The sequence below is a fragment of the Empedobacter sp. UBA5036 genome (genome assembly GCF_002415215.1).
Classification (GTDB): Bacteria; Bacteroidota; Bacteroidia; order Flavobacteriales; family Weeksellaceae; genus Empedobacter; species Empedobacter falsenii_B.
The window spans coordinates 35749-47108 of the sequence record NZ_DICC01000008.1 but is presented as its reverse complement, the minus strand read 5'-3'; the positions used below and the strand labels follow the sequence as shown (position 1 = coordinate 47108).

Sequence of the window (11360 nt, the reverse complement as noted above, 5' to 3'; positions counted from 1 at the left end):
AGGATATGACGTACCCACATATAGAAATGGGTTGACAATGGATAGACGCTACCCTGGTACACATTTATCAGGAAGTAATCCATTATACACTATTCTTGCTACAGCAAATGAAGTAATTGAATATATTCCTGAACAACAAATTATTGTTTCTAAAGGAGTTTTAGTTCAAAATCCATAGGATTGAGAAACATTTGTAAAACTAAAATCCGTTCGACTATCGAACGGATTTTTTTATATTTTGATTACTAACTTTCTATTTTTATTGTTTTCAACAATTCTGGTAAAACGGTATTCGTAAATTCTTCTTGGGCTTCGATTAACAAAGGTTTATAATCGTGATAACGATTAGAAAAATGACCTAAAATTAATTTCTTTACATTGGCTTGTTTCGCAATCATTCCAGCTTCTTTTGCAGTTGTATGCCCTGTGTAAACCGCTAAATCTTTCAATTCGTGTAAAAATGTTGATTCGTGATATAACAAATCGACATCTTTTATAATTGGAACAATATCTGGTTTATATTTTGTGTCCGAACAAAACGCGTAACTCAAGGACTTTTGAGCATCAAATGTTAAATAATCATTCGGAATTATTTTTCCAGATTCTAACGTAAAATCTTTTCCATTTTTCAAATTTTGATAATCGCAGATTTCAATTTCAGGAAATTCTTCGATTGTATCCATATTCAATTTTCGAGGTTTTGGCTTTTCTCGAAAAAGATAACCATTGGTATACACTCGGTGATTTAGCGGAATAGAATAAACTTCAACTTTATCATCTTCAAAAACTAAAACAGATTCTTTTGTATGCAATTCATTGAAAATAATCTCGAATGAATTATTGGATTCTGTTAAGCGTAATTGTGTCGTAATAAATTCCTCAATTCCTTTCGGACCATGGATATGCAAAGGCATATCGCGACCAAGTAATTGAAGTGTGGAAATTAATCCAATCAATCCAAAAACATGATCGCCATGTAAATGCGATATAAAAATGTGGTTTATTCGGTTGAATTTTGCCTTTGCTTTTCGCAATTGTACTTGTGTTCCTTCTCCGCAATCAATCAAAAAATAGCGTTCTGCAATATTTAATAATTGTGCGGTTGGATGCGTAAAAGCCGTTGGTAATGCCGAATTAAATCCTAATATTGTTAGTTGTAAACTCAATTTACGTTTAGATTAATTAAAAAATCGTTTAATTTTTCGACAGCTTTTCCTCTATGACTAATGGCGTTTTTTTCTTCAGCAGTCATTTGAGCAAATGATTTTGAAAAACCATCAGGAATAAAAATAGGATCGTAACCAAAACCATTATCACCCATAATTTCGGTAGCAATTGTTCCATTTACGCGACCTTCGAAAAAATATTCTTTTCCATTCAAAATTAAACAGAAAATAGAAATAAAATAAGCTTTTCGATTCGTTTCTCCTTCCAATTCTTTCAACGCTTTTGCGATATTATCTTCGTCTTTTCCAGTACCTGCATATCGAGCAGAATATACACCAGGCGCACCATCTAACGCTTCTATCACTAATCCAGAATCATCTGCAAAGATATTTTTACCCGTTTTATCGAAAATAGTTTTCGCTTTTAATTGCGCATTTTCTTCGAAAGTTGTTCCAGTTTCTTCAATTTCATCAAAGAAATTAATATCAGTCAACGATTTCATCGATAGGTAAGAAGGTAACATTTTTGTAACTTCTTTTACTTTATTGTTGTTATGTGTGGCAAAAATTAATTCCATTTATATTGTTTTTGTTCTGTTTTTTTTGATTAATAAATAGACAGATAAAATTCCGATAAGTGTCATTCCTCCAATTAATAAATAATCTCTTTGCGCAAAAACTTCGCCTTCCATATCGCCTTGCATTAACATTAACGAGTAGGAAAGTGTATTGTTTAAGAAATGTAATAACATAGGCAAAAACAACGATTTTGTGCGGTAATAAACTATTCCAAAAATGATTCCTAAAAGTCCGGCGCCTATAAATTGCCAAGGATTCATGTGTGCGCATCCAAAAATAAAACCATTGATTAAGATTGCAGTGGTAGGATTTACATTGAAATTTAGCATTCCTTTCAAGATTATTCCTCTGAAAATAATTTCTTCGAAAATTGGAGCCAAAATACAAATCATAATAAATCCAGCGATTTTGTAATCTAACATCATTTCAAAAGAAGCTTGAAAGATTTTATAGATTTCTTCTAAAGGTCCAGTTGTTGGAATTAAACTTGTTGCAACCTCGGCTAAAGGCAAAAGAAATAACCAACAAGCTATTGATAATATGAGCTGAATTGGAGTAAAAGAATGTTTGATATCTTTTAAAATTGATGCAAATTTAGTTTGTGTCAACATCAATAAAATAACAATTGCGCAAACCGTTCCTGTTAAAAATCCTAACGGTAAAAGTAAGTGATTAAGCGGTTTGTAAAAAAGTGCTGGAACTGAAATAATTCCGCCAGCAAACTGCATTATAATCACTGCAATTGCGCTATACAAAAGAGCTTTTCCAATACCAAAACTTAGTTTATTTTCTTGCTTAGGAACAAATTCTTCAAATGGAGAGGTGTTATTCATGATGATAAGGTTTACCCTGCAATATACTAAATCCTCGGTAAATTTGCTCAGTCAAAAATAAACGAACCATTTGATGCGTAAATGTCATATTGGATAAAGACATTTTTTTATTTCCACGATTGTAAACAGATTCGTCAAAACCATAAGGACCACCAATCACAAAGACAAGATTTTTGACAGATTGATTCATGTAATTCTGAATATCATCTGCAAATTGCTTCGAAGTAGGCTGTTTTCCTTTTTCATCCAAAATAATAACAAAATCTGTATTGATGATTTTATTCAAAATTTGCTCAGCTTCTTTTTGTTTTTGTTGAATTTCGGACAAATTTTTACGATTTTTGATGTCAGGAATTTCAATTCTTTGATAATTAATGTGCGAAGGCAATCGATTTTCATACTTTTGTAATAGCATTTCGATGGCTTTTTCGTCTGTTTTACCGATACAAATGGTCGTAATATTCATTCAAAATTATTTATTGAGACAAAAATATGCGCATTCTACAAGATTTTAAAACATATACAGGAATAAATTATTTTCGAGCTTGGTCGAAAACAAAATTGATGAACAAAAATACAGGTATCACGGTATATGATTTCTTGAAAGTTTTTTGGATTCGCGTCATGAAAGGTAATTTTCCGTTGCGTTCGGCAGCAGTTTCATGGATTTTATTTTTTAGTATGTTTCCATTTTTGCTTTTTTTGTTTAGTATTTTACCGCATTTGGTTTATTACCAAGAGATAAAAAACTTGTTATTTACACAACTTCTTCCGCAACTTTTGCCTAAACATGTGAGCAATGAAGTGATTTCGTATATTGATAAAACGACGGCTGTACAAGGAAAACGTAAAGTGAATTATTTCTTGATTTTGATTACAATTTTTATGTCATCTAACGGAATACAAGGAATTATAAATGGGTTTAATGTTTCGTATCAAGATGTTTATGTAAAGCGAAAAAACTCAAAATCGAGAATGATTTCGATAATTTTAACCTTGTTTTTTACAGTTTTTATTGTGTTACAAGTGTTTTTATCTTATTCGACATCAATTATTTGGAAATACTTAACCAACGTTTCATTTTTAAGTAAACTTGGACAGTTTTCGTATCTAATCAACTATTTTTCGGTATTTCTTTTCTACTTTGTTTCGATGTGTATGTTGTATTATTTCGGACCAAATCACAAAAAATCGCGTAGCACAGTTTTACCTGGTGCTATTTTGACATCAGTTTTGTTCTTGTTAACTGTGATAGGTTTTAATTCGTATTTAAGTTATTTTACAAACATTGATTTGTTGTATGGATCGCTTGGATTAGTAATGATTATGATGATTTTTGTATACATCAATGTGATTTTGATGTTAGTTGGTTATGAATTGAATATGTCAATTAATTACACCAAAAATTACGAATACGTTAACCATATCGACAATAATCGATTTATTAATTTGGATAAATTTTAAGGCTCATTTAAAAGATGCCCGCAGGTTTTGCAATAAATAGCACCATCTAAATGATAATCATCACCACAATTGCGACATCTTTGTGTATTTGTAGGGATATCTTCATTATGTTTAGCTGCTTTATTCATTTCCATTGTTACAATACTTGTCGGAACAGCAATTACACCATAACCTATAATCATAACAACAGATGCTAAAAATTGTCCCAAACCAGTGACAGGAGAAATATCACCATAACCTACTGTTGTTAAAGTAACAATTGCCCAATAAATACTAATTGGAATACTTGTAAAACCAGATTCAGGATGATCGTGTTCAACCATATACATAATCGAGCCAATTACAACAACAATTAAGAGAACAAATGATAAAAAAACAATGATTTTATCTTTACTTTCTTTCAGTCCAAGTACCAACACATTTTTTCCACGTGTAAATCGAGTAAGGTTAAAAATTCTGAAAATACGTAGTAATCTTAAAATACGAATACTTGCTAGGTACTTACTTGTAGGTAAAACTAAACCAAGATAAAAAGGTAAAATAGACAATAAATCAATAACTCCATAAAAACTAAAAATATAGCGCCAACGATTTTTAACACAATAGATTCTTAATAAATATTCTATAGTAAACAAAAAGGTTAAAATCCATTCTAAAGATACTAAAACTGTATGGTGTCTTGCGTTAATTGCCGGAATAGACTCCAACATAACTAAGCCAACACTCAATAAAATTAAAAGTAATAAAGAGATGTCAAAAAATTTTCCATAAGGTGTATCAGCTTCAAAAACTATATCGAATATTTTTTGTTTTAGCTTCTTTTCTTCATCAGCTCCCATTCTTTTTAGATAAGGAAATCTACCTTTAAACATTAGTTTATATTTTTGGAATGAGCTAAATTAGGAAAAAATTTTAGTATGAATATTCTATTGACTGGTGGAAGTGGATTAATTGGTTCAGAATTAACAAAGATTTTAATTAAAAATGGACATCAAGTTCGTATTTTGACAAGAGAAAAAGAGATTGAACATCCTTTTTATCATTGGGAGAAAGATACAATTGATGAAAAAGTTTTTGAAAATTTGGATGGAATTATTCATTTGGCTGGAAGCTTAATTGCGAAAAGATGGACAAATTCTTACAAAAAAGAAATTTTTTCGAGTAGAGTTGATACAGCGAATTTACTTTTTGAGTATGTCAAAAAATTGAATATTGATTTGAAATTTTTTATCTCCGCGTCTGGAACTGCTTATTATGGACAAATTACTTCGAACAAAATTTTCAAAGAATCTGATGAACCGAATATTGATTTTTTAGGTAAAGTTTGTGTCGCATGGGAAAATGCTGCTTATCAGTTCGAAAAAATAGGTGCAAGAGTGGTTTGTCTTAGAACTTCTTTTGTTTTGTCTAAAAACGGCGAAGGTTTCAAATTATTAAAAAAACCTATTCAACTTGGTGTAGGAGCAAATCTAGGTAACGGAAAACAATGGATGCCTTGGATACATATTACAGATTTGATACAAATGTATGCGGAAGCTGTAGATAATGATAAAATAAAAGGAAGTTATAACGCATCTTCACCGCAATATATAAATCATTCGGAATTCAATCATACGCTAGCGAGAATAATGAATAAACCTTTTTTTATTCCTAATATTCCTGCTTTTGTTATGAAATTAGCATTAGGTGAGATGAGTAGTTTAGTCCTAAATGGATCTAGAATTGACGCAACTAAAATTCAAGAAATAGGTTTCAAATTTCAATATCCTACTTTAGAAAAAGCGTTAGAAGAATTGATAGAAAAGTAACGAAAATTTTATTTAGATTATTCTTTATGTATTATTGTGTATTGTACTTTTGCAGGAATTACAAATTGAAATGAAATTAAAAATTACTTTACTCTTTTTATTTATTGCATTATATACAAATGCGCAATCGAAAGATTTAAAATTCGGAAAAATTTCGGAGCAAGAAATTAACTTAACTCAAGTTCCTTTTGAGAAAAATGTAGATGCTGTTATTCTTTCGGAAGAAGGAAAAATGGATTTAACTTCGTCTAATTATTATTTGACTGTAAAACGAAGAATCAAAATACTGACTGATAAAGGACTTGATGAAGCAAATATACAACTGAATTATTACAGCAAGAATAGAAATGAATCTATAAGCGGAATCAAGGGAAGTACGATAAATATTGTAAATGGAGTAGAGCAAATGACTCCGATTGATGAGAAAGAAATTTTTGATGTTTCTTTAAATGAATTGTATGCTGTAAAACGTTTTACTTTTCCAAATGTAAAAGTTGGTTCTATTATCGAATATACTTATATCAAAAGTAGCGAACACAATTTTTCTATTGATGCGTGGAATTTCCAACATGATATACCAACGCTTTCGAGCAAGTTTCGATTAAATAATCAGGCTTATGGTACATATTCGATTATTACAATTGGTGATGGTTTGAATACAAAGTATAAAGGCAAATCAAGTTCAACGGAGTGGTTATTACATAATATCCAAAGTTATAATCAATTAAAATACGTTTATAATCCTGAAGATCAAAGTGAACGTATCAAAATACAGGCTGCTACTTATCATACAGATGGTGCAAAGAAAACTACGATGAGCGCGTGGAGAGATTTGATTCAAGATATAAATGCACAATATGATTTGTATCGAAATCCTTCTGCAATCAGAGATTTAGCGCAAAATATTCCGAATGGAAAAGATGAGATAGAAACTTTGAAAAATGTGATTGAATATATTGATTCAAATGTAAAATGGAACAGATTTTATGGAATTATTCCAACGCGTTCAAACAAAACTTTATTGAAAGAAAAGTCTGGTTCTACAGCAGATATGAATCTTTTATTGAATGAAATTTTAACAGCCAAAGGTTTCGAAACTTCGATGGTTATGTTTAGTAGTCGTCATCATGGACAAATTTTGTTTTCTTATCCAATTGTCAATCAATTCAATTCTGTTTTGACGGTTGTGAAATTGAATAATGGCGCTTCAAATATTATTTTGGATGCTTCGAAATTAAATAAAGAGCAAATCGAATTTGGACCTTTAGACGTGTTTAATTATCACGGAATTGTCATCAAAAAAGGTGAAGCTTCTTTTGTAAAGTTGAATCAAAAATTGTCTTATTACGAATCATCATTAAAGTATGATTTTATGAGTAATGGAAATTTAGTTCTTTATCGTAAAGACAAATTCAATGGTTATTTTTATGATGATGATGTAGACGAAAAAAATGTTTTGAATAGGTATTTGACTGAATCTTTAGATGTGCGTTTGGACGAAGAAATTAATGATAAAACGTTTTTTGATACTGATTCTTACGTTAAAAATTATAAAGCAAAAGCTGTAATTCCGAATGCTCCATTTTATACATTTATTAATCCTTTGCGCGAATTTCTAAAACAATATACTTTTGAAGATAAAAATCGTCAGCGCAAAATAGAATTTAATTATCCTTATTTGTTTAATATTCAGGTGAAATCTAAAATTCCAGAAGGTTATGAAGTGATAATTGATGAAAAATACAAAGCGCATCACAAAACTGAGCTTGGTTTAGAGTATTATCAGGAAGCAAAAGTGAAAGATGGACAATTGATACTAGCAATTCAATTTTTATTGCCAGAAGGTGTTTATGAAGCGGATAAATACAATGAATTGAAACAATTTTTTGAGAAAATAAAAACAGAATCTCTGAAAGAAGTTTTAATGAAAAAGAAATAAACAAAATCCCGCACTGAATTTTTCAGTGCGGGATTTTGTTTATTATTCAATCACCATCAAATTACAACCTCGCACATCCGAATGATCGAAACGTCCTAATATTTCAAATTGATTGTGAGTTATTTTTTTACCTAAATCATCAGTTGCAATAAAACTAATCGAATTGTAATTTGCTAAATCAATCACATTTACGCCACCTGTTTTTCCTTCTTCAACATACTGGAAAGGATCTTCGGTTTCTCTAATCAGAATTCGCATCCAATTTGGCGATTTAAATGTCAAATCTCCTCTAGAATATCCTTGCGAAAGCAATTCCGTCATTCCATATTCCGAATGAATTTCATTTGTGCCGAAACCATTTTTCAAAATTGAATGCAATTCTTCGCGCGTAATTTCCTTCTTGCGACCTTTCATTCCGCCAGTTTCCATCACAATTGTATGCTGCAAATTCATTTTATAATTTTCAACAAAATCTAATAAAGCAAACGAAACACCAATCAAAATAGCTTTTTTACCCGTTTTTTCATGCGCGAGAATATTTTCGTACAATTCATCGTGATTATACAAATAAAAACCACTTTTATCGCTGCCAGATTTCTCAATCCAATACTCCACCATATCAATTAAAGACGAACCTGTACGCTCCAAATACGAAGGTAAAAGCGCGAAAATAGTGTAATCGGAAAGAGGTCCGTAAAATTGTTCAAAACATTTTTCTAAACTATAATGATACAATGCCAAATCCGTTACTAAATGTTTACTTGTCGCCATTCCAGTTGTTCCAGAACTTGTAAAAATCTTTTCCACTTCACGATTTCCTGAAATCAATTCAAATTTTTTAAAAAACTGAATCGGTAAAAAAGGAATTTCGTTTGTGTGTTTTACAGTAGAATAATCAACGTTCAAGAAATTTAAGAAGTTTTTGTACACTTCATTTTCTTGCGCTTGATAACGGAAAACTTCCAATGCTACGTTTTGGAAATCTTTTTCGGATTGAATAGAAAAAATTTGCTTTGAATCAAACATTTTGCAAAATTACAAAATAGAGTAGAAGTGAGCGAAGTAATTATATTATTTTATAAATAAAACCGTCAATTCGAGTGAAATTCGTTTAGAATTTTGTGTCGAGAATAAGGTTTTAGAAGATAAAATTCATCTTAATTCTCGATACAATTTTTAGAAATATATTTCTAAAAATCACTCGAATTGACGAATTTTAATTCAAGACAAGTTATTATTTAAAATATTCATCAAAATGATGTTTGAATAAAGTTGACATCGTTTCAGATTCTAAACCATATAAAGTAATTTCAAATTCAAATACGTCATCAGAAATTTCAATTCCAGAAATAGAACTTCCCCAACTTTTTAATTCTTCTTTAAAATCATTATAATAAATTCTAAGATTTGGAATAATCGCTGTGTCTATCAATCTTTCTTTTTCAGAATCATAATTTATATGGATGTTATTTGCTAAACAATAATTTTTGAATAATAAATAAGGAGATTCAATATCTATAAAATTTATTTTGCCATAAACAACTCCCATCGGAACATCTGCAAATTCAAATTCTGTAGTTCCAATAATTTGTTCTTCAAGCTTTATTGTAAATGTAGTAGCCATGCAATAAATTTCTTTAAACTTACAAAAATCTACTGATTTTTTAGCTTAACAATTGTTGCATTGGCTTTGTAAAGATGATCGCCAAGAATTTCGTAATTCTGAATTAGATCTTTGTAGAAAAGCGCACTTGTAGTCAAAAGTTTCTCTTTTTCGATCGTCTTCATTAAATTTGCTTCGGCTTCTTTGTAAATTGTATTAATCGTTTTTTCGATAAACTCCGCTTGTTTGATAGAAACTTCTTCTTGTGTTTCGTTCAAATTTTGATTTAGAATACGCGTTGTTTGATCCAAATTATTTTGAAATTCGACCAAATACGTTCTCATTTTTGGTGTAAAATAACTATTTGTCATTCTACGACGACGATGAATAGAAGAAATCTTAATCGCAATATCGCCCACACTTTCCAGATGATGACAAAGTGTAATTAGTTGATGAATCGCAATTGTATTTTCGTTTGGTAAATCTAAATCAGCAATTTCATTCAAAAATTCATTGACTTCTCTCTCCAATTGATCACCTTCTTTTTCCAGTTCCAAAATTCGTTCACGAAAAACCAAAATCTTTTCTTCATCACTTTCAGTAATCATTCGCCCAAGCGTATAAATCGTTTGTTTCGTTGTAGAAGCGAGTTTCAGAAGTTTTTTGTTGGCTTCATTTTTATATAGGTCAGAATTTGTTCCGAATGGAATTGCATAAAATTCTAATTTATTGTCTGCTGATTTTACAGAGAAATATTTTTTCTGACAATAGAAAGCTATTTTATTGATAAAAGGCGTAAACAAAATGACCCCGACGAAATTACTAATAGTATCAAAAGTAATCAGTTGAACAGCGATATTTGATGAAATTGTTGTTCCAATAAATTTTAAAACAAAATTTGCAATCAACATAAAAATCAACGCAATTACAATATTGAAAAATGTATGAAATGCTGCGACAACTTTCGTGTATTTATCTCCAATTGCGGCAACTAAATGCGCTGTAAAAGTTGTTCCTATATTTGCTCCCAAAACAATCATTGCAGCTAATTCGATAGGTAAACCTTTGCTCGCTAATAAAATTGCAATCGTAATTGATGCTGATGAAAAGTGGACTAAAACCGTTAGTAATATTCCAAATAGAATAAATAACAAATTAGTCAAAAAACCATAATGCGATAATTGCTGAAAGAATTCTTGTAACTTCTGATGACTTTCGATAGAAGGTAAAAAAGTTTTCAGGAAATAAAGCGAAAGAAAAAGTAAGGAAAGCGAAAATAAAATTCCACCTACTTTTCTTTGGTTACGTTTTTTCGATAAATAAAATGGAAAAGCCACCAGTATAAGAGGCAATGCAATTTGTACCAAATCGAATTTCATTCCGAAATAGACCAACCACAATGTAAGCGTAGTTCCGATATTTGCGCCTAATATTAAGCCAAATGCTTTTCGCAAATTAATCAATCCAGCATTTACAAATCCCAATATAAACACACTCGCAGCCGAGGAAGATTGTATAGCTGTTGTAAAAAAAGTACCTGTAACAATTGTCGATAAATTGTTTTTGGTTAATTTGTTTAGAGTGCGTTTAAAATTCGATCCAGATAACGCTTGTAAATTTTCGCTTAATAGTTTTATCGCAAAAATGAACAAAGCAATTGCTCCGAAAAGTTGCAAAATTTGTATGATAAGATGCATTAATGATTAATTGACTACAAAAATAGGGACTCTAATGTAAATAGAATATTATCTTTTTTACTTTTATTGAAAAAAAGTTTAATCTTTTTTTGAATTCTAAAATTCTGATTTTCAAAATTGAAGTAAATTTTTAGAAAAAACTTCTACTTTTTTTTGAAAAAACATTTGCGAGATTCGAAAAACTGCCCTAATATTGCACCACGAAAAAGGAACAATACTTCTTTCGAGAAATGAATATCCTGTTTTCAATTTGAAATATACAAATAATAAT

General features: G+C 30.2%; 11 protein-coding genes. 3 read left to right on the top strand and 8 right to left on the bottom strand.

The features are described from left to right. Positions 1-245: 245 nt before the first annotated feature. The 4 genes from B4J88_RS01050 to rlmH are packed head-to-tail and all read right to left on the bottom strand — an operon-like array spanning position 246 to position 3044. Positions 246-1166: a ribonuclease Z gene (locus B4J88_RS01050; RefSeq protein WP_219034751.1), complete on the bottom strand. Its 921-nt coding sequence runs from the start codon at positions 1164-1166 to the stop codon at positions 246-248. After that, positions 1163-1744 carry an RdgB/HAM1 family non-canonical purine NTP pyrophosphatase gene (rdgB, locus tag B4J88_RS01045; protein WP_038334525.1) on the bottom strand — a complete coding sequence of 194 codons (582 nt, stop codon included), beginning with the start codon at positions 1742-1744 and terminating at the stop codon, positions 1163-1165. Before rdgB ends, B4J88_RS01050 begins: the two co-directional genes overlap by 4 nt. Further along, on the bottom strand, positions 1745-2578 hold the full coding sequence (locus B4J88_RS01040; protein WP_280052062.1) for a CPBP family intramembrane glutamic endopeptidase: 834 nt from the start codon (positions 2576-2578) through the stop codon (positions 1745-1747). Then, positions 2571-3044 (bottom strand): 23S rRNA (pseudouridine(1915)-N(3))-methyltransferase RlmH, encoded by a 474-nt coding sequence (gene rlmH / locus B4J88_RS01035; protein WP_115001348.1) that lies wholly within the window; start codon positions 3042-3044, stop codon positions 2571-2573. The genes B4J88_RS01040 and rlmH overlap by 8 nt, the downstream gene beginning before the upstream one ends. 26 nt (positions 3045-3070) lie before the next feature. Here rlmH and B4J88_RS01030 point away from each other — a divergent pair, with 26 nt between their 5' ends. After that, the gene (locus B4J88_RS01030) at positions 3071-4042 is read left to right on the top strand and encodes a YihY/virulence factor BrkB family protein (protein WP_125348824.1); all 972 of its coding nucleotides are present in this window, start codon (positions 3071-3073) and stop codon (positions 4040-4042) included. Here the strand turns inward: B4J88_RS01030 and B4J88_RS01025 are convergent. Then, positions 4039-4914: an ion transporter gene (locus tag B4J88_RS01025; protein ID WP_291065928.1), complete on the bottom strand. Its 876-nt coding sequence runs from the start codon at positions 4912-4914 to the stop codon at positions 4039-4041. The genes B4J88_RS01030 and B4J88_RS01025 overlap by 4 nt on opposite strands. Positions 4915-4959: 45 nt before the next feature. On the opposite strand from B4J88_RS01025, the gene B4J88_RS01020 reads away from it, so the two are divergent. Then, entirely contained in the window at positions 4960-5850 is an 891-nt protein-coding gene (locus B4J88_RS01020; RefSeq protein WP_291065927.1) for a TIGR01777 family oxidoreductase, read from the top strand. Positions 5851-5920: 70 nt separating this feature from the next. Continuing rightward, on the top strand, positions 5921-7789 hold the full coding sequence (locus B4J88_RS01015; RefSeq protein WP_291065925.1) for a DUF3857 domain-containing protein: 1869 nt from the start codon (positions 5921-5923) through the stop codon (positions 7787-7789). A gap of 42 nt (positions 7790-7831) precedes the next feature. Here B4J88_RS01015 and B4J88_RS01010 read toward each other — a convergent pair whose 3' ends face one another. From B4J88_RS01010 to B4J88_RS01000, 3 genes are all read right to left on the bottom strand, one after another. Then, positions 7832-8815, bottom strand: coding sequence for an acyl transferase (locus B4J88_RS01010; protein ID WP_125348829.1), 984 nt, complete (start codon positions 8813-8815; stop codon positions 7832-7834). Between the two features lie 208 nt (positions 8816-9023). After that, positions 9024-9413 (bottom strand): hypothetical protein, encoded by a 390-nt coding sequence (locus B4J88_RS01005; RefSeq protein WP_115001331.1) that lies wholly within the window; start codon positions 9411-9413, stop codon positions 9024-9026. 29 nt (positions 9414-9442) lie between these two features. Beyond that, positions 9443-11089 carry a Na/Pi cotransporter family protein gene (locus B4J88_RS01000; RefSeq protein ID WP_219034760.1) on the bottom strand — a complete coding sequence of 549 codons (1647 nt, stop codon included), beginning with the start codon at positions 11087-11089 and terminating at the stop codon, positions 9443-9445. Between the last annotated feature and the right edge of the window lie 271 nt (positions 11090-11360).

Coding starts and splice junctions, on each gene's coding strand:
- rdgB (WP_038334525.1), bottom strand. CDS start 1,744: ATGGAATTAATTTTTGCCACACATAACAACAATAAAGTAAAAGAAGTT.
- B4J88_RS01040 (WP_280052062.1), bottom strand. CDS start 2,578: ATGAATAACACCTCTCCATTTGAAGAATTTGTTCCTAAGCAAGAAAAT.
- rlmH (WP_115001348.1), bottom strand. CDS start 3,044: ATGAATATTACGACCATTTGTATCGGTAAAACAGACGAAAAAGCCATC.
- B4J88_RS01030 (WP_125348824.1), top strand. CDS start 3,071: ATGCGCATTCTACAAGATTTTAAAACATATACAGGAATAAATTATTTT.
- B4J88_RS01025 (WP_291065928.1), bottom strand. CDS start 4,914: ATGTTTAAAGGTAGATTTCCTTATCTAAAAAGAATGGGAGCTGATGAA.
- B4J88_RS01020 (WP_291065927.1), top strand. CDS start 4,960: ATGAATATTCTATTGACTGGTGGAAGTGGATTAATTGGTTCAGAATTA.
- B4J88_RS01015 (WP_291065925.1), top strand. CDS start 5,921: ATGAAATTAAAAATTACTTTACTCTTTTTATTTATTGCATTATATACA.
- B4J88_RS01010 (WP_125348829.1), bottom strand. CDS start 8,815: ATGTTTGATTCAAAGCAAATTTTTTCTATTCAATCCGAAAAAGATTTC.
- B4J88_RS01005 (WP_115001331.1), bottom strand. CDS start 9,413: ATGGCTACTACATTTACAATAAAGCTTGAAGAACAAATTATTGGAACT.
- B4J88_RS01000 (WP_219034760.1), bottom strand. CDS start 11,089: ATGCATCTTATCATACAAATTTTGCAACTTTTCGGAGCAATTGCTTTG.